Below are 18,584 nucleotides of genomic sequence, written 5' to 3' on the forward strand. Positions count from 1 at the left end.
TAAATGCAATTAGTAGATAATCTAAAATGGCGTTATGCCACCAAGAAGTATGATGCTTCCAAAAAAGTGTCAGAAAAAGATATAAACTACATAAAAGAGGCAGTCCAATTAACTGCCTCTTCTTATGGATTACAGCCATTTAAAGTTTTGGAAATTAAAGATCCAGCTTTAAAAGAAGCGTTAAAACCTTTATCCTGGAATCAGTCACAAATTACAGATGCTTCCCATTTATTTGTGTTTTGCAATAAAATTAAGGTGACAGACGAAGACGTAGATGGGATGATGCAACTAAGAGCTAAAACAAATAACATTCCAATCGAAAAAATTTCTGGCTATGGCGAGTTTGTAAAAGAAAAAATGAAGGAAAAATCGGATGTCGAAATGTTTCATTGGACAGCCAAACAAGCTTATATGGCATTGTCTACCGCATTAATTGCGTGCGCCGAGCTGCAAATTGACGCCACGCCAATGGAAGGCTTTGATGCTGAAGATTACAACATAAAATTAGGTTTAAAGGAAAAAGGACTCAATGCGAGTGCTTTGCTAGCAGTGGGATATAGATATGCTGATAACATAGCTCAAAACAATAAAAAAGTAAGAAAGCCTATTTCTTCACTTTTTGAGCTACTTTACTGATCTCATTTAAGCTATTTTAAAGTTGATAATTACTAAAAAACGGTTGTAGTTTATGTTTAAATTGTTTTTTGTTTCATTAAACTCATAAACTTTTGTAAAAGTCTTTCTTGTGGCAAACTTCTTGCTTAACTATGATGTGGCAACTTCTGAAATGATAAGTATATTGACAGAAGAACACAAATGAAACAGTAACAAAAATCAACAAAAAAATGATAAAGAATATTCTAACAATCGCAGCTTTAGGAGCTTTATTATTAGCTTCTTGTAAAGAAACACCAAAACAAGAAAATGCAGAAGTTACAACCACAGAAACAGTTGAAATAACGTCTGATGATTTTGTAACTACTACAACCATCGATAAAGATGGTAAAGAATTAGAAGTTGTATTTAACAATACTCAAGGCACAGCAACTTTTGTATTTGAAGGAGAAACCGTTGAACTCCCTCAGCAACAAGCTGCATCGGGTTTTTGGTACCAGAACGATAAGTACGAATTACGCGGAAAAGGAAATAACCTTCAGTTAAAAAAAGATGGAAAAGTAGTTTTTGAACATGAAGACGATATTGTTCAATCTACCCTGAAGGACAAAGACGGACAAACACTCGATATAACATTCAACAACACCGAAGGCACCGCCAAAGCTTACCTTAACGGCGGCGAGCAGATAGATTTAGTGGCAGAGAGAGCGGCCTCTGGAATATGGTATAAAAACGATCAATACGAATTGAGAGGAAAAGGAGAAAGCGTAGAATTAACTAAAAACGGAAAAACAGTATTTAAAAATTAAGGATTCAAGGTAATCGCTCTAAACAAGAATAAAAACAAGGGTCGAGCTAGTTATAGTTGGGCCCTTTTTAATTGGCGTACATGTTTATTCCAATCATATCACGCATAATATAATTTCATGATTGAAAGTTTTGAAAGCGTTAGTAGGGTAGAAGTGAAGAGAGGAAGCATTCTTTTAGTCCATTCTTTAACATATAACATGGATGTGGCCGCTTAATTTCAGTTACATTTACCGCATAAACGAATTAGTAAGCTTATCTTTTTTTAATTTCTACCCAATTTTAAATAAACCTTCGCTTCCTTTTATACATAAACAATCACAGTATAATGGGCGTTTTATGGTCAAGACCAGCAGGGTTAATAGTAAATATTCTCCACAAAAGTTTTCATCTTAATCAATTCACTATTTGCGGCTTCTTGTTTATAGCACTGGCTATCCCTTATACCTTTTGTAATTTGGAATGCGAAAGGCAAAGGATTGAGAAGGGGTTTACGCATCAAGAAATTTCAATTAAAACACAGTAAAAGAATCATGTTAAAAGAATTTATAAACAAACTATTAAATAAAAAAACAGAAGTAATGAAAGAAGGTACAGTAAAATTTTTTAACGAAGCCAAAGGTTTTGGTTTTATTAAAGTAACAGACACAGATCAAGATATTTTTGTCCATTCAACTAATCTTATAGACAATATCCGTGAGGATGATAAAGTACAGTTTGAAGTTGAGCAAGGAGATAAAGGTCTTAGCGCAGTAAAAGTACGATTGTTGTAATAGAACACCATTCTAATCAGTTATTAATAAAGTCGTTTAAAGCAATTTAAGCGGCTTTGTTATTTTAATTTTGTTGAGAAGTATGCTGCAAACACTCGTTCCGTGAAATAGTTAGTATCTTTGGAATAGGATAAAATTGCAATTTTCCTGAATAAGGATAACACTACATTCCAAATAATAATTATGAACGCACAGAAAAGCCTTTTACGCGATTGGTGTAAGCCTAAAACGAATACCATAGAGGAATTTCTCGAAAGTAAGAAAGTACGGCCCACAGCGATGCGCCTATTGATTTTCCGATTTCTTTTGGAAAAGCAAACCGCTGTTAGTCTGGGCAACATTGAAGCATATTTTGATAATTGCGAACGCACTACCTTGTACCGGACCTTAAAGACTTTTGAGGAAAATGGAATCGTCCACCAAATTGATGACGGTACAGGAATTTCAAAATACGCGCTGTGTGAACCAGGTTGTAATTGCCAAATTGAACAGGATTTACATCTACATTTTCACTGCACTAATTGCAATGAAACAGTCTGCCTAACCCAATATAAAATCCCTCACATCAACCTTCCTGATGGATACGAAGCCAAAGACGTAAATTTAGTGGTAAAAGGAGTCTGTAAACAATGCAACCTCAAATAAGCCTATCTTTATTTTTTCAAATTAATCACTCGGCAATCCCCTGTTAATGAACTTGTTAATTAACATGAGTTAAAGTGATAAATAATATTAAAAATTTGATGTAATAAAATTTTTAAAATATTTTCTCTAGTCTCTAGTCTCTAGTCTCTAGTCTCTAGTCTCTAGTCTCTAGTCTCTAGTCTCTAGTCTCTAGTCTCTAGTCTCTAGTCTCTAAAGCGGAATATTCCCGTGTTTTCTATTTGGCCTTATAACCTCCTTGGTTTCCAACATAGCAAAAGCTTTCAGGAGTTTTCTACGAGTTTCCCTTGGCTGAATTACTTCGTCAATAAAGCCACGTTGAGCAGCTTTAAACGGGTTTGCAAACTTTTCGGCATATTCGGCTTCTTTTTCTGAAAGTTTTAAGGCAGGGTCTTCCGCAGCAGCGATTTCTTTTCTGAAAATAATCTCACTCGCACCTTTTGCGCCCATTACTGCAATTTCGGCTGTTGGCCACGCGTAATTCATGTCAGCGCCAATGTGCTTGCTATTCATTACATCATAAGCACCTCCGTATGCTTTTCTGGTAATAACGGTAACTCTTGGCACGGTTGCCTCACTTAAGGCATAAAGCAGTTTTGCGCCGTTTAAAATGATGCCATTCCATTCTTGGTCGGTTCCAGGTAAAAATCCAGGTACATCCACCAAAACCAGCAACGGAATGTTGAAACAGTCGCAGAAACGCGTGAAGCGAGCACCTTTTATAGAACTATCTACATCTAAAACTCCAGCCAAACTCATTGGTTGATTGGCTACAATACCTATACTGCGTCCGCCAAGTCGTGCAAAGCCAACTATAATGTTATCTGCGTAGTCTTTATGAACTTCAAAGAAAGAGTCTTCGTCTATAATTCCTTTTATAACATCGTGCATGTCATAAGGCTTGTTTGCAGAATCTGGAACGATGGTTTCGAGCTCATCTCTATATTCCTCCTGAATCTCATAAGGAAGTTTTTCAGGAACCATTTTGTTGTTTTGGGGCATATAGCTAAGCAGAGTCTTAACTTGTTCCAAACACACAATGTCATTGGCTGCAGTAAAATGCGTTACGCCACTTTTAGTTGCGTGTGTCCGAGCACCTCCAAGTTCTTCGGAAGTTACAGTTTCATTTGTTACTGTTTTAACCACATTGGGTCCTGTAACAAACATATAGCTGCTGTCCTGAACCATTAACGTGAAATCGGTCATAGCAGGGGAATACACTGCTCCACCGGCGCAAGGTCCCATAATGGCCGAAATCTGTGGGATTACTCCCGAAGCCTGAACGTTTCTATAAAAAATATCGGCATAACCACCCAAGGAGCGAACTCCTTCTTGAATACGTGCTCCGCCGGAATCATTCAAACCAATGATTGGAGCGCCCACACTCACAGCGTGATCCATTACTTTGCAGATTTTCTCTGCGTGAGTTTCAGATAATGCGCCTCCAAAAACCGTGAAGTCTTGAGCAAAAACATAGACTAATCGGCCATCGATTGTTCCGTATCCTGTAATCACACCGTCGCCATAATAGACTTCATCTTGCATATTGAAATCTGTAGTTCTGTGGGTAACGAGGATGCCCATTTCTTCAAAAGAGCCTTCGTCCAATAAATATTCAACACGTTCCCGTGCTGTAAGTTTTTTCTTTTGGTGCTGTTTTGCAATTCGTTTTTCTCCGCCGCCCATTTTGGCTTCAGAAATCATTTCGTGCAGTTTTTTATTGTTGTCGGTCATATTAATTCCATTAAAACCCCAAAGGTTTTAAAAACCTTTGGGGTTTAGTTTTTTATTTCGGTAATCGAAGTACTCCTGAATCTTTTAAATATTGTTTTAAAGCAATAAGAGCAGCAACTTTGGCCTCTTCCTCATTATTGGCTTGTATCTTTTCTTCTGAATAATGATGCTTAACAAAGTTGGTGTCGAAGTTCCCACTTCGGAAGGCTTCGTGCTTAAACACATACTTTCCAAAGGGTAGGGTAGTACTCACTCCCTCAACGTTATAGTTGGAAATTGCTTCTAGCATTAACTGCATTGCTTCATTTCTGGTTTTTCCATAAACAATCAATTTTGAAAGCATCGGATCATAGTGAATAGGAACCTGCATGCCTTCAGTAAATCCATCGTCTACACGAATATTTTTCGCACTTGGCGGGCTGTAAACTTCAAGCTTTCCTACGCTTGGCATAAAATTATTCAACGGATCTTCAGCATAAACCCGAAGTTCGAAAGCGTGACCAGTTATTTTTAAATCTTCTTGCACAAATGCAAGCTTCTGGCCATTGGCAATATGGATTTGTTGTTCCACCAAATCGAGCCCTGTAATAAGCTCAGTAACGGGGTGTTCTACTTGAAGGCGAGTGTTCATTTCTAAAAAATAGAAGTTGAGGTTTTCGTCTAAAAGAAACTCGACTGTTCCAGCGCCCACATAGTCGCAAGATTTGGCAACTTTTACCGCTGCAGCCCCCATTTGTTCCCTTAATGTGGGGGTGAGTACAGCAGAAGGGGCTTCTTCTACCACTTTTTGGTGACGACGCTGAATGCTGCAATCCCGCTCGAATAAATGTACTGTATTTCCGTACTTATCAGCTAAAACTTGTATTTCAATATGTCGTGGAGAAGTGACGAATTTTTCGATAAAAACGGAGCCATCACCAAATGCGTTTTCTGCTTCACTGATAGCGCGTTTCATCTGTTCTTCAAATTCCTTTTCATTTTCAACGATACGCATTCCTTTTCCACCACCACCAGCTGAAGCTTTAATGAGGATAGGGAAGCCAATTTCTTTGGCGATATTTTTTGCTGCCTTTACATCTGTAATAGCTTCATCAGTGCCTGGAACCATTGGGATATCGTAAGCTTTCACGGTGTCTTTTGCCGCTAATTTGCTTCCCATAACGCGAATGGCGTGCGATTTAGGCCCTATGAAAATCATTCCGCTTTCTTCAACTTTTTCAGCAAAGTCAGCATTTTCACTTAAAAAACCATATCCAGGATGAATTGCGTTTACATCTAACTCTTTTGCAATTTTTATAATGTTATTGCCTAATAAATACGATTCGTTTGAAGGGGGTGGACCTATACAAACGGCTTGGTCGGCAAACTTTACATGTGGTGCATCCCTATCTGCTTCAGAATATATAGCAACCGTGGCGATGCCCATATTCTTAGCCGTTTTCATGATTCGAAGCGCGATTTCGCCACGATTGGCAATCAGTATCTTTTTAATCATTTTTTTGGAATTCAATTAGTAATTTTCCTTTATCAACCGTGTCGCCTTTGGCAATATAGACAGATTTTATAACGCCATCTCTAGGGGCAGTGAGTGCGTTTTCCATTTTCATAGCTTCCAAAACGCATAAATAATCGCCTTGTTTCACTTCATCGCCAGTTGCTACGGTTACCTCTAAGATAATTCCAGGCATAGGCGCAAGCACTTCGTCTTCAACAGAAGCATTTCCGAGTGATAGCCCCATTTCTTTAATTAACCGGTCGAGAGGTGTTGCAATGTTAACTGTATACGAATTACCGTTAACTTTCACGGTGTACACCCTGTTAAGAAAATCTTCTTTTACAATTGCTGCAGAAAAAGACTTTTGATTGTGTAGAATATGGATTTTTTCTTTTTTCGTTCCCGCCTCAACTTCTGAGAAGATTAACTGATTTAATTTAGTGGCATCGTCAACTCCTAGCTCGAATTGATAATTTTCGTCCACTGAAATACTATATTGATGTTTCATGTGTATAAAATATTTGATAAAGATAAGATTTGTTTAAGGTATCGGCAAAAGGGTGAAGTGCCTGATTTGAAAATATTTTTCAGAAAAAATCAACCTTTTTTACTTTTGATTTGTTTAATTTCTGAAAATGAGTAGTTTGTGTGATTAAAGGTACTTTATAATTTATAGAAGTTAATTACTTTCTGGGTGTAGAATCATTGCCTTTTAGCTTTACGAATTTTTCAGCGATTTTTTAAGCTGTCAGGAAAAAACCTTACCGAAAAAAGGGGTTTTTCCTGTTTTTTGAAGTACTAATGACGCTTTCCTTTTGATTTTCATTAAATTCGTGGGACTAATTTAAAACAAAACCAAAAATGAAAAAGCCATTTAATTGCATTACAGTTGCCGAAGCAAAAGAATTACAAGATAATTGGATGAAAACTCGGGCTTTGTATATAGAAAAGGAGCTAGGTGCGCCCGATTGCTGTGAGTTTTTATTTAGTGTAGATGAATTGCAAGCGTTTTTGGATTACGTTAAGGCAGGTTCTGGTAATCAGACTCCGGGAATCCGAATTTATTTTGGGGCGTACGGTACTGGAAAACGAGATAAAGCAACTGTGTTTTTAGCGCCAACATTGGGAGTAACCGTGGGGTCTGAAAATAATTATAAACTGGAACCTATAAATAGGTCTTTACAGGGCATGCCTCCCAAAATCTATTAAAAAATTGGAATTATCCGATATATTATTTTTTCCTCTCTCTACGATCTGTATAGAGGTGTTAGCAGCTTTGTCCGGAACTTATTATTTAAAAAAAAGTAGTTCTCGGTCTAAGAATTCTAAATATTTAGTTTTATTTCTGTGGTTTACCGTGCTTGTAGAAATTGTAGCATCTTATGTTATAGTTGCTTACTATTCTAATTACAACTACTTTGGATTTGTAGAGGGAACACCATTTAAAAATAATTATTGGTTATACAACATTTACAATGTATTAAGTTTTTCGTTTTTTTCTTTTTACTTCACCTCTTTTTTAAAAAACAAATATTCAAAAATCACTTTTTATGGGCTAATCATCACATTTGTTGTAGCCTCTATGGCGGTAATTTTGAGTACAAATACCTTTTTCGAAACTACGCCTCAAATAGTTTCGTTATCAGGCACTTTACTGTTGTTTTTTAGTGTGATTTTCTTCTATTTTGAATTGCTTAGAAGTGATATGCTATTGCAACTTAAGAGTTTTCTGCCTTTCTACATTTCGGTAGGGGTTTTGGTGTTTAATTTGTGTATTGCACCCATCGATATCTTGTCTCAACATTTTAATATAACAGATGGCAACGATTTATTTGTTAAATTGCACTTAAATGTATTATTTTTTGCAAACATTTTTACTTATAGCACCTTTACGCTTGGTTTTTTAATATGCTCGAGAAAGAAGAAATTTTACTAATAGTATACTTTATTACCGTAATTTTCCTTCTGGTTATATTTGTTGTTGTGTTTTTTATAGCATTCCAACGAAGAAAAAACAAGCTTCTAAAAGAACGATACGAGGTTGCACAACGCTATCAAACCGAACTGGCTAATTCCCGGATCGAAATTCAAGAACAAACATTCAAAAACATTGCTTGGGAATTGCACGATAATGTTGGGCAACTATTATCTGTTGCAAATATGCAATTGAATATTTTAAAACAAACTGTTCCAGAAAATTTTCATCAACAAATTTTAGAGACTAAAGGAGTTATACAAGAAAGTGTTCAGGAAATCCGCTCACTTTCTAAAGTGTTAAACAACGATGTTGTCCTGAAAAATGGACTTTTGGAGTCATTGCAATTAGAGATGGATAGATTTAAGCGCTTAGGCTACTTGGACGTTTCCTTGGAAATTGTTGGAGATATTGTGCCAATAAATAAAGCTTCTGAAATTATTATATTCCGCATTTTACAGGAATTTCTTTCAAATGTGCTTAAACATGCTAAGGCTTCAAATTTATTCGTAAGTTTGGACTATAAGGAAGATTTTCTTGAAATCACAGCTACCGATGATGGGGTTGGCTTTGATACATCGCTAAAAACAAGTAGTTCGGGTATGGAGACGATGAAAAGCCGTGCAGCACTTCTTAAAGCTTCATTTTCAGTAACATCTAAGCCAGGGGATGGAGCCAAATTATTTTTGAGATACAATTATAAAAATGCAGGATAAACCTTTACAATATAAAGTTGGAATTGTAGATGACCACGCTCTATTCGCTTGTTCTTTGGAAAGACTTATTAACTCATTTCCAAATTTTGAAGTTTCATTTAATCTTCGGAATGGCTTTGAACTTCAAAAGAAGCTAGGACAGGACGGGGTCACCCCAGATATTGTTTTATTAGATATTAATATGCCTGTATTAAATGGCTTTGAAACCGCAGAATGGCTCTGTAAAACGCATCCGAGTGTTCAGTTTTTGGCATTGACAATGGATGATGAAGAAACTAGTATTATAAAAATGTTGAGAAATGGGGCCAAAGGATATCTGCTGAAAGATATTGAACCAGAATATTTGCTGCGTGTTTTAAATGAAGTTATCGACAACGGATATTACCATTCAGATAAAGTTTCGGAAGCCTTGCTTCACTCTATTGGCTATTCTGAAAATGAAGAATTATTAAATTTTAAAGAACAAGAAATAGCCTTTATAAAACTTGCATCTTCTGAAATGACTTATAAAGAAATTGCCGAAAAAATGAATTTAAGTCCAAAAACAATTGACGGTTACCGTCAAGAACTTTTTCGAAAATTAAATATTAAAAACAGGGTAGGATTGGTAATGTTTGCCATAAAACATGAAATCGTAAAGCTCTAGCTACAAGCATTCCAAATAGGGTCATCTAAAGTAGAAGTTTCAAATACCATTTCTTCTTTTAACACAGGATGAACGAGGGTTAGTTTTTTGGCGTGTAGGTGAATACTACCGTCTGCATTGCTTCTATCGAATCCGTATTTTAAGTCACCTTTTATCGGACTCCCGATGGCCGAAAGCTGCGATCTAATTTGATGATGTCTACCGGTTTCAAGCACTATTTCGAGTAAGCAGTAATTCTTTAATTGTTTTAGCACTTTGTAATGAAGTATGGCTTTTTTGCTATCAGGAACTTCTTTGTTGTGTGCATACGATTTATTCTGCTTTGGATTTCTTTTTAAATAATGAACTAGCGTTGCTTCTAATTGTGAGGGTGTGTTCTTTACAATTGCCCAATATATTTTTTCAGTTTCCCGTGCAGAGAACATTTTGTTTAATCGAGCCAAAGCTTTTGAGGTTCTCGCAAAAACTACAATTCCGCTGGTAGGTCTATCTAATCTGTGTACAACACCTAAAAATACGGCTCCTGGCTTATTGTATTTTTCGGCGATATATTCTTTAACTACTTCGGATAAAGGCATATCACCCGTTTTATCTCCCTGAACAATATCGCCTGGGCGTTTGTTTACTACAATTAAGTGATTGTCTTCATATAAAACCTGAAGATTATCTTTGGAGCTATGGGTTTTTGTGGGTGAAATTGGAAGTTGATTTGTGGTTTGTAGTTTATTATTTTTAAATTCTGTTAATCGTTAATCGTTAATCGTCAATCATCTAATATTGTTCGCTTTCATTTGGGAAATCACCACTTTTTACATCGGCGCTATATTGACTGAAAGCACTTCTCATTTCGGTATATAAATCTAAATATCTTCGCAAAAAACGAGGGTTAAATTCGTGTGTCATCCCAAGCATATCGTGGGTTACTAACACTTGGCCGTCTACTCCGTGTCCGGCACCAATGCCAATAACCGGAATGCTAATGGTTTCAGCGACTTTTTGTGCAAGTTTTGCAGGTACTTTTTCTAAAACTATAGCAAAACAACCTGTTTTTTCGAGAAGTAAGGCGTCTTCAATTAGCTTTTCAGCTTCAGCTTCTTCTTTTGCTCGAACTGTGTAGGTTCCAAACTTGTATATGGATTGTGGGGTTAACCCTAAATGGCCCATTACCGGGATTCCTGCATTCAGAATTCGCTTTATCGATTCTTTTATTTCCTTTCCACCTTCAAGTTTTACTGCATGTCCGCCACTTTCTTTCATTATTCTAATTGCTGAGCGAAGTGCTTCTTTAGGATCGCTTTGGTAGCTTCCAAAAGGTAAATCTACAACTACTAAGCTTCTTTCAATTCCGCGGACTACAGAAGCTGCGTGATAAATCATTTGATCTAGCGTTATGGGCAAGGTTGTTTCGTGACCTGCCATAACATTACTGGCCGAATCGCCTACCAAAATAACATCAATACCTGCGCTATCCACAATTTTTGCCATAGTGAAATCGTAGGCGGTTAACATCGAAATTTTTTCGCCTTTCTTTTTCATATCCACCAAGGTTTTAGTGGTAATACGCTTATATTCTTTTTTGGCTACAGACATATTTTAAAACTTAAATTAATTTGTAAAAATAGTGATTTTGATTTGGATGCCCTTCAGAATTTACAATATCAACGAATCACTGCTAGCTGGCGATCTATGATATTTAATTTGAAAGGCTTGAAGAAAATGAAATTGACTTCTTGTGTGTTTTTTTAGCAATCGCTTATATTCACTTGAACCGCTAAACCACCTTCACTGGTTTCTTTATATTTAGAAGTCATATCTTTTGCAGTTTCCCACATAGTTGCTATAACTTTATCCAAAGGTACTTTTGCCTTGCTTGGGTCGCTGTTGAGTGCCATTTCGCAAGCATTTATGGCTTTTATTGCGCCCATTGCGTTGCGTTCTATACAAGGAATTTGAACCAATCCTGCAATCGGGTCGCAGGTTAGCCCCAAGTGATGTTCCATGGCTATTTCACTTGCCATTAAACACTGTTCTGGAGTACCGCCCATCAATTCGCATAAAGCTCCAGCAGCCATTGAGGAGGAAACGCCTATCTCGGCTTGACATCCGCCCATAGCAGCTGATATGGTTGCACCTTTTTTGAAAATGCTACCAATCTCACCCGAAGTGAGCAAAAACTTACGAATGTCATCAAAATTGGCATCGTGGTTTTCAATAACCAAATAGTACATTATTACGGCTGGAATTACACCTGCGCTTCCGTTTGTGGGAGCTGTAACAACACGCCCTAATGAGGCATTGACTTCATTTACCGCAAGAGCAAAACATGAAACCCATTTCAATATTTGACGGAATTTTACTTCGGTATCACGAATGGCTTCAATCCATTCTTCGGCATTACTATATTTAGTGTCACAAATAAGGTTCTTATTCATATTATAAGCTCTTCTTGTAACGTTTAGTCCACCAGGGAGCGTGCCTTCGGTATGGCAGCCCACGTACATAGAATCGAGCATTACATCCCAAATTTCTTTAAGTCCTTGGTTTATTTCGGCTTCAGTACGAAGCGATTTTTCATTTTCAAGAACAATCTCCCAAATTTGTTTGCCTTCTTTTTTACAATATTCAAGCAACTCCGTTCCGAGCTTAATAGGAAATGGGAAATGTGAAAATTTTTCAAGCTTCACCTTCTTCGATTTTCGTTCTTCTTTAACCACAAAACCACCGCCGATGGAGTAAAAAGAAGTAGATTTTTTGGATCCGTCTTCAAGAATTGCTTTAAACGTCATTCCGTTTGGGTGAAATTCTAAAAACTTGCGGTTGAAGATTATGCTTTCCTTTGGAATAAAATTGATTTCACGTTCGTTATTCAGTTTTAATTTGTTTTCTGAATTAATAAAATCTATTTCTTTTTCAATGTTTTCTATAGGAAAGGTTACTGGGTCAAAGCCAGAAAGTCCGAGCATTACTGCAATGTCGGTAGCGTGACCTTTTCCGGTAAGAGACAGTGAACCATATAAATCGACTGAAACCCCGACAACTTTATCGAATTGTTTCTTCTCTTTCAATTCGTCAATCCACTGCAAGGCAGCACGCCAAGGTCCTAAGGTGTGCGAACTTGAAGGGCCAACACCAATAGACAACATATCGAAAACACTGATACTTTCCATTTTATTTCTGTTTTAACGTACAAATATAATGGTATGTTTCAGAATTTGGTTGTGCTTTCCAAAATGAATTTTTCACCAGAATTTCAAATCCTTTTTTTAAAAAATAATTTAAACATAACCGGTAGTGAAAAAAGCACCACAAACTAAGACTAAAAAGTCTTAAATATGATTTTTGTCATATTTCACCTTCAATTTCAGTAGTATTTTTAGCGGCAATTAATTAATTCTTTAATGCCTGTCAATTCAAAGCCTTACCTGTATGCAATAGCGTTTTTGCTAGTAACTTTTGGGTTGTACAACTATGTTGTGTACACTACGGAAAGTTATATTGCCGTCGAGAAATTATCTCCACAAGCTGTAAAGGGGCAGCAATTGTTTCAAAGTAATCGTTGTTGGTCTTGCCATCAACTCTATGGTTTAGGTGGTTATTTGGGACCTGACCTTACTAATGTGTTTTCTGATGAAAAGAAGGGACCGCTGTACATTAAAGCATTTTTGAACAGTGGCGTGAAGAGTATGCCTCAGTTTAACTTTAATGAAGAAGAAAAGGAGGCTATTGTAGCCTATTTAAAACAAGTAGATGAAACAGGAATTTATCCTAACTACGATGCCAAAATAGAAGCTACTGGCTGGGTAAAATTAAAGTATCGAAATGAATAGTAAAATGCCCATCTATTTTTTAGTATTTGCCATTATCTCGCTTGTTTTGGGAATGTGCTTTGGAATGACTGCTTCTTTTCAATACGTGATGCCTGAGTTTTTAAAGGATTATTTTCCTTTTTCAAAACTGCGACCTTTTCACGCTACATCTGTAATAGCTTGGATTATCCTTGCCGCAACAGGGAGTATCTATTTCTTTCTTACCTACGTTGAAAAGTTCAAGTTGTTTTCGCCCGTACTGGGCAAATTGCACTTTATCATTTTCCTTTTAACAGGAACAGCCATTTATTATTCCTATACATTCGATTATACCGAAGGGCGGGAATATTTCGCCTTTCCATCTTTTTTGATGATCCCAATTTTAATTGGTTGGATTTTGTTCGGTATTAATTACTTCAAAACACTTTATCAAAATATGCGGGGATGGCCCGTTTACTATTGGATGTGGGGTACAGGGATAGCTTTTATGACATATCACTTAATGGAAGCTCATTTTTGGCTATTCGACTTTTTTAGACTGGATTTTATAAAAGATTTCTCTGTTCAATGGAAATCTACAGGTTCTTTTACGGGTTCGTGGAATATGTTGGTGTACGGAATCTCTATCTATTTAATGTCCAAAATAAAATCTGATACCAATGTGGCTACCAATAAAGTTGCGTTTTTCTTCTACTTTTTAGGGCTTACCAACTTAATGTTTGGGTGGGCGCACCACACGTACCTCGTGCCAACACAGCCTTGGATTAGGTATGTGGCTTACGGAATTAGTATGACGGAGTGGATAGTTTTGGCATCTATTATTTATAATTGGAAACGTTCAGTTTTAAAGGTTGAAAAAGAAAACCACCCAATGGCATACCGTTTTTTATTGGCTACAGACCTCTGGGTTTTCCTCAATATAATCTTGGCGTTGTTGTTTTCTATTCCGGCAATTAATTATTTTACACACGGTACGCATATTACAGTGGCGCACTCAATGGGAACAACTATTGGCATCAATACAACCATTCTTTTTTCGGCATTGTTTTTTATTATCCATCATTTATATCCACAATATAACACTGACAGAAAGTGGGTGAAGCGTGGCTTTATTGCGTTTAATATTAGTCTATTCCTTTTTTGTGCTTCCTTGTTTGCAGCGGGCGTTAAAAGGAGTTATTGGATGTATGTTACCAAAGTGGGGGCTTTTTCAGAAATGGAAGAATCAATGGTTATTTATTACATATCGTTCTTCATCTTCGGAATCGGAATTTTCATCTCTCTTGTAACCGTGGTGTTTCCAATATTTAAAATGCTGCTGCTAAAATTGAAACCAGGAAAATGAGGTTTTAGCTATGATTAATATCATTTTAAACCACTTCTGTTAAACTTAACTTTGAATTCTCTAAAAATGAAGCCGAATACAATGACAATGACCTTAGCTGAGAAGATTACAGCGCTTAAAAAAGAAAAAAATGCAGTTATTTTAGCGCACTATTATCAGGTGCCTGAAATTCAGGAAGTAGCTGACTACGTGGGTGATAGTTTGGGATTATCGCAAAAAGCAGCAGAAACCGATGCCGATATAATTGTTTTTGCAGGTGTACATTTTATGGCCGAAACTGCTAAAATATTGAACCCGAACAAGAAAGTTTTGTTGCCAGATTTACTAGCAGGTTGTTCCTTGGCCGATTCGTGCCCACCAGATAAGTTTGGAGAATTGGTAGCCGCCCACCCAGACCATACAGTAATTACTTATGTGAACTGCTCTGCAGAAGTTAAAGCCTTGAGTGATATAATTTGTACTTCGTCGAATGCTGAGAAAATCGTGAACTCCATTCCAAAAGACGTCCCGATTATTTTTGCACCCGATAAAAACTTGGGGAAATATATTCAAAAGAAAACAGGTAGAAAGATGTTGCTTTGGGATGGTGCTTGTATTGTTCACGAGGCTTTTTCCATCGAGAAACTTTTGAAACTCTATCAAGAGCATCCCGACTCTGTCATTATTGCACATCCTGAATCGGAAGCACATATTTTGGAAACTGCGACTTATATAGGCTCTACTGCTGGAATGATAGATTACGTAAAAAAGAATCCTTCAAAAAAATTCATTGTTGCTACCGAAGCTGGGATTCTGCACAAGATGCAACAGGAAGTACCTGAAGCGGTGCTAATTCCTGCACCAGCGGAAGAAGACAACACCTGTGCTTGTAGTGAATGTGCTTTTATGAAAATGAACACGTTGCAAAAGCTTTACGACTGTTTGCTGCACGAAACTCCACATATAGAAGTTTCGGAGGAGGTACGAAAAAAAGCTATTGTCCCCATTGAGCGTATGCTAGAATTATCGAAATAATGATGGAAACCAATTTTTTGATTATCGGTTCTGGTGCTGCGGGGTTAACACTTGCGGTGAAACTTGCGGAGAAATTTCCAAAGAAAAAAATTACGGTTGTTACCAAAGCCCATCAATCAGAATCTAACACCAAATATGCCCAAGGCGGTGTGGCGGCAGTTTTCGATTTGAAAGAAGATTCATTTCAAAAGCATATTGAAGACACTTTAATCGCTGGCGACGGGCTTTGCGATAAGAAAGTTGTGGAAATGGTAATCAAAGAAGGACCACTTAGGTTAAGGGAATTAATGAGTTGGGGTGCTAATTTTGACACCAACGCAGATGGCGAACTTACATTGGGGAAGGAGGGAGGCCATTCAAAATTTAGGGTTATTCACCATAAAGACACTACTGGAAATGAAATTGAACGCGCCCTTTTGGCACGCACAGACCAGTTGCAAAATATTACAATCCTTCCCCATCATTTTGCGATAGATTTAATCACGGAGCATCATTTTCCTGAATTGAAAACCGAAGAAATTTCTTGTTACGGGACTTATGTTCTAGACCAAATATCAGGAAGTATCTTCGCAATAAAAGCCGATTGTACCACATTGGCTTCGGGGGGGATGGGGCAAGTTTATGGCCATACCACCAATCCTGCGGTGGCTACGGGCGATGGAATTGCAATGGCGTATCGCGCGAAGGCCCGTATTGAAAACATGGAGTTTATACAATTTCATCCCACAGCTTTTTACGATGGAAAAAATCAATCTTCATTTTTAATTTCTGAAGCGGTGCGTGGTTTTGGAGCTTTTCTTCGGAATAAAAAGGGCGAAAGATTTGTGTTGGATTATGACGCTCGAGGCGAATTGGCTTCACGCGATATCGTTTCGCGAGCGATCGATTCCGAAATGAAAAAATCAGGTGAAGAATGCGTTTTCCTAGATTGCACACATCTGGAGATTCAAGAGCTGAAGATACATTTCCCCAATATTTACGAAACCTGTTTAAAAAATAATATTGATTTAGAAGAAGATTGGATTCCTGTAGTGCCAGCCTCGCATTATTTGTGTGGTGGTGTGGTGGTGGATATTGATGGTAAAACGTCGTTAAAAAATCTTTTTGCGTGTGGGGAATGTTCCCACACAGGGTTACATGGTGCCAATAGGCTAGCTTCCAACTCGTTGCTGGAGGCGTTGGTTTATGCAGACCGAATTTTTAAATACATTAGTAAGAACCTACCTTTGCGAACGACTATATCAATTGCTGAATGGAATGAAAGCGGTGTAGAGATGTTAAAAAGCTCGGAAATTCTTCAGCAGAAAACGGTTGAACTACAACAATTAATGCGACGATTTGCAGGCGTTGTAAGAAATAATAAAGATTTGAAGGAAGCTTCAATCAGATTGGAAGGTTTGTATGCAGAAACTGAAGATTTATACCAAAAGCACAAACTGAACACCTCATTATGTCAGCTTCGAAATATGGTTAATGTGGCGCATTTGATAATTCAGCAATCCTTGGTTAGAAAAGAAAATCGTGGGGGATATTTTAATGAAGATTACAATCAATAAACTAAAAATGAATTTAAAAGAATAGGACGAAATACACATAGCTGTCTTTCATATATATTCAATCAATTATAAAAATTATAAAAGAAAAAAATGAAGACCTTGATAGAACAATCAGTTCAAAAAGCAATGGATTACACTCAATACAATTTGCTTTTTAAACAATTAGTTGAAGAAGAAAAATCTACTGGCGAGCATTCGCAAATGAAAGTTGATTACACAAAACTGAATTTTAGTCGTACCAAAAGGTTGGACAAAACGGCTAAAGTTTCAGATGAAGCTATGAAGGTTTTCAAAAACGTTTCAGAAAAGCAAACTTGGCTTGTAATTAGTGAACCGTGGTGTGGCGATGCAGCTCAGACGCTTCCATATTTAAACAAGATAGCGCAACACTCAGATAACATCGATTTAAAAATCGTACTTCGTGATGAAAATCTAGATTTGATGAATCAGTTTCTAACCAATGGGTCACAGTCAATTCCTATAATTATTATGCTAGATGAAGCTATGAATGTGCTTCAAACCTTTGGACCACGTTCCAAAGCAGCGACAAAATTGGTAACAGATTACAAAAAAGAACACGGAGTAATTGACGATGCCTTTAAAGAGATATTGCAGGTTTGGTATAATAATGATAAAGGGGTTTCTGTTGTGAATGATATTATGGAAACAATACAAATACCATCAAATTAATAACCAATGTGAATACAGGATGCATCGGATATCCCCCTGAATACAAATAATTTAAAATTTATTTCGTATTTTCAATTTCTGATTTGGTAATTGAAATGTCCGATAAATTCAGAAATAGATATCGAATTGCATCCACCCGCCTACAAAATTGGGATTATGGTTGGAACGCGATGTATTTTGTAACCATTTGCACGAAAAATAGAATTTGTTTTTTCGGGGATATTCGTAGAGATGCGATGCATCGCGTGTCCACAAAAATGCAATTATCCCAAATTGGTAAAATTGCGGACACCGAATGGCTGAAAACCTTTGTATTACGACCAGACATGAATTTGGAAATGGGCGAATATATTGTAATGCCGAATCATTTTCATGCCGTAATTGGCATTGGCAGTAATGAATATAATTCCAATCACGCCAAAACGAAACAACCAGTAAACCAATTTGGTCCACAATCAAAAAATTTGGCATCTATAATTCGTGGTTTCAAATCTGCCGTAACAGTGAATGCCCGTAAAATTGATTCCAATTTTGGATGGCAATCCCGGTTTCACGATCACGTAATCCGCAATCAAGGATCGTTTGATAGAATCCAATCCTATATTATAAACAATCCATTAAATTGGAAAAATGATTCATTTTACAAAAAATGATGATTTTTTTAATATTGTATAACAAAAACATTTTAGGGGTATTGGATATTGGATGCGGTGATTTTGGCCGTTGGTAATGGTAGAGACGCGATGCAT

At 37.0% G+C, this 18,584-nt stretch carries 19 protein-coding genes; 13 read left to right on the top strand and 6 right to left on the bottom strand.

Annotation, left to right across the window (positions count from 1 at the left end; translation table 11 throughout):
- The first annotated feature begins 3 nt into the window (after positions 1-3).
- From BLW28_RS07370 to BLW28_RS07385, 4 genes are all read left to right on the top strand, one after another.
- Complete coding sequence (locus BLW28_RS07370; protein ID WP_073217485.1) at positions 4-636, top strand: NAD(P)H-dependent oxidoreductase; 633 nt, start codon at positions 4-6, stop codon at positions 634-636.
- A 209-nt stretch (positions 637-845) separates the two neighbouring features.
- Complete coding sequence (locus BLW28_RS07375; protein ID WP_073217489.1) at positions 846-1,424, top strand: MliC family protein; 579 nt, start codon at positions 846-848, stop codon at positions 1,422-1,424.
- Positions 1,425-2,003: 579 nt separating this feature from the next.
- Positions 2,004-2,195, top strand: a complete 192-nt coding sequence (locus tag BLW28_RS07380) for a cold-shock protein (protein WP_073217699.1) — start codon at positions 2,004-2,006, stop codon at positions 2,193-2,195.
- Between the two features lie 183 nt (positions 2,196-2,378).
- Positions 2,379-2,840, top strand: coding sequence for a Fur family transcriptional regulator (locus BLW28_RS07385; RefSeq protein ID WP_073217491.1), 462 nt, complete (start codon positions 2,379-2,381; stop codon positions 2,838-2,840).
- Between the two features lie 210 nt (positions 2,841-3,050).
- Here BLW28_RS07385 and BLW28_RS07390 read toward each other — a convergent pair whose 3' ends face one another.
- Genes BLW28_RS07390 through BLW28_RS07400 form a run of 3 tightly spaced genes read right to left on the bottom strand, consistent with a single transcriptional unit; the run spans position 3,051 to position 6,595 of the window.
- Positions 3,051-4,592 carry an acyl-CoA carboxylase subunit beta gene (locus BLW28_RS07390; protein WP_073217494.1) on the bottom strand — a complete coding sequence of 514 codons (1,542 nt, stop codon included), beginning with the start codon at positions 4,590-4,592 and terminating at the stop codon, positions 3,051-3,053.
- Between the two features lie 52 nt (positions 4,593-4,644).
- Positions 4,645-6,084, bottom strand: a complete 1,440-nt coding sequence (accC, locus tag BLW28_RS07395; RefSeq protein ID WP_073217702.1) for an acetyl-CoA carboxylase biotin carboxylase subunit — start codon at positions 6,082-6,084, stop codon at positions 4,645-4,647.
- A complete protein-coding gene (locus BLW28_RS07400; protein WP_073217497.1) occupies positions 6,080-6,595 on the bottom strand; it encodes an acyl-CoA carboxylase biotin carboxyl carrier protein subunit in 516 nt (171 codons plus the stop codon). Before BLW28_RS07400 ends, accC begins: the two co-directional genes overlap by 5 nt.
- Before the next feature lie 353 nt (positions 6,596-6,948).
- On the opposite strand from BLW28_RS07400, the gene BLW28_RS07405 reads away from it, so the two are divergent.
- The 3 genes from BLW28_RS07405 (at position 6,949) to BLW28_RS07420 (ending at position 9,424) form a co-directional block, all read left to right on the top strand.
- Positions 6,949-7,296, top strand: a complete 348-nt coding sequence (locus BLW28_RS07405) for a hypothetical protein (protein ID WP_073217500.1) — start codon at positions 6,949-6,951, stop codon at positions 7,294-7,296.
- A 699-nt stretch (positions 7,297-7,995) separates the two neighbouring features.
- Positions 7,996-8,778, top strand: a complete 783-nt coding sequence (locus BLW28_RS07415) for a sensor histidine kinase (protein ID WP_073217506.1) — start codon at positions 7,996-7,998, stop codon at positions 8,776-8,778.
- Positions 8,768-9,424: a response regulator transcription factor gene (locus BLW28_RS07420; protein WP_073217510.1), complete on the top strand. Its 657-nt coding sequence runs from the start codon at positions 8,768-8,770 to the stop codon at positions 9,422-9,424. Before BLW28_RS07415 ends, BLW28_RS07420 begins: the two co-directional genes overlap by 11 nt.
- On the opposite strand, the gene BLW28_RS07425 is transcribed toward BLW28_RS07420, so the two are convergent.
- The 3 genes from BLW28_RS07425 to BLW28_RS07435 form a co-directional block, all read right to left on the bottom strand.
- A complete protein-coding gene (locus BLW28_RS07425; protein ID WP_073217513.1) occupies positions 9,421-10,122 on the bottom strand; it encodes an RluA family pseudouridine synthase in 702 nt (233 codons plus the stop codon). The two genes, BLW28_RS07420 and BLW28_RS07425, sit on opposite strands and share 4 nt — an antisense overlap.
- A 73-nt stretch (positions 10,123-10,195) precedes the next feature.
- Positions 10,196-11,014 carry a 3-methyl-2-oxobutanoate hydroxymethyltransferase gene (gene panB, locus BLW28_RS07430; protein WP_073217515.1) on the bottom strand — a complete coding sequence of 273 codons (819 nt, stop codon included), beginning with the start codon at positions 11,012-11,014 and terminating at the stop codon, positions 10,196-10,198.
- 152 nt (positions 11,015-11,166) lie between these two features.
- A complete protein-coding gene (locus BLW28_RS07435) occupies positions 11,167-12,591 on the bottom strand; it encodes an L-serine ammonia-lyase (protein ID WP_073217518.1) in 1,425 nt (474 codons plus the stop codon).
- A gap of 231 nt (positions 12,592-12,822) precedes the next feature.
- On the opposite strand from BLW28_RS07435, the gene BLW28_RS07440 reads away from it, so the two are divergent.
- The 6 genes from BLW28_RS07440 (at position 12,823) to BLW28_RS07465 (ending at position 18,488) form a co-directional block, all read left to right on the top strand.
- Positions 12,823-13,251: a c-type cytochrome gene (locus BLW28_RS07440; RefSeq protein WP_073217521.1), complete on the top strand. Its 429-nt coding sequence runs from the start codon at positions 12,823-12,825 to the stop codon at positions 13,249-13,251.
- A gap of 4 nt (positions 13,252-13,255) precedes the next feature.
- Entirely contained in the window at positions 13,256-14,575 is a 1,320-nt protein-coding gene (locus BLW28_RS07445) for a cbb3-type cytochrome c oxidase subunit I (RefSeq protein WP_159431757.1), read from the top strand.
- Positions 14,576-14,641: 66 nt separating this feature from the next.
- A complete protein-coding gene (nadA, locus tag BLW28_RS07450) occupies positions 14,642-15,589 on the top strand; it encodes a quinolinate synthase NadA (RefSeq protein ID WP_234946464.1) in 948 nt (315 codons plus the stop codon).
- On the top strand, positions 15,589-17,145 hold the full coding sequence (gene nadB, locus BLW28_RS07455) for an L-aspartate oxidase (RefSeq protein ID WP_073217529.1): 1,557 nt from the start codon (positions 15,589-15,591) through the stop codon (positions 17,143-17,145). Before nadA ends, nadB begins: the two co-directional genes overlap by 1 nt.
- 90 nt (positions 17,146-17,235) lie before the next feature.
- Positions 17,236-17,835 (top strand): thioredoxin family protein, encoded by a 600-nt coding sequence (locus BLW28_RS07460; RefSeq protein WP_073217531.1) that lies wholly within the window; start codon positions 17,236-17,238, stop codon positions 17,833-17,835.
- A 257-nt stretch (positions 17,836-18,092) separates the two neighbouring features.
- Positions 18,093-18,488, top strand: a complete 396-nt coding sequence (locus BLW28_RS07465; protein WP_200791523.1) for a transposase — start codon at positions 18,093-18,095, stop codon at positions 18,486-18,488.
- Positions 18,489-18,584 lie beyond the last annotated feature (96 nt).

The sequence above is a fragment of the Aequorivita viscosa genome (assembly GCF_900106795.1).
GTDB lineage: Bacteria > Bacteroidota > Bacteroidia > Flavobacteriales > Flavobacteriaceae > Aequorivita > Aequorivita viscosa.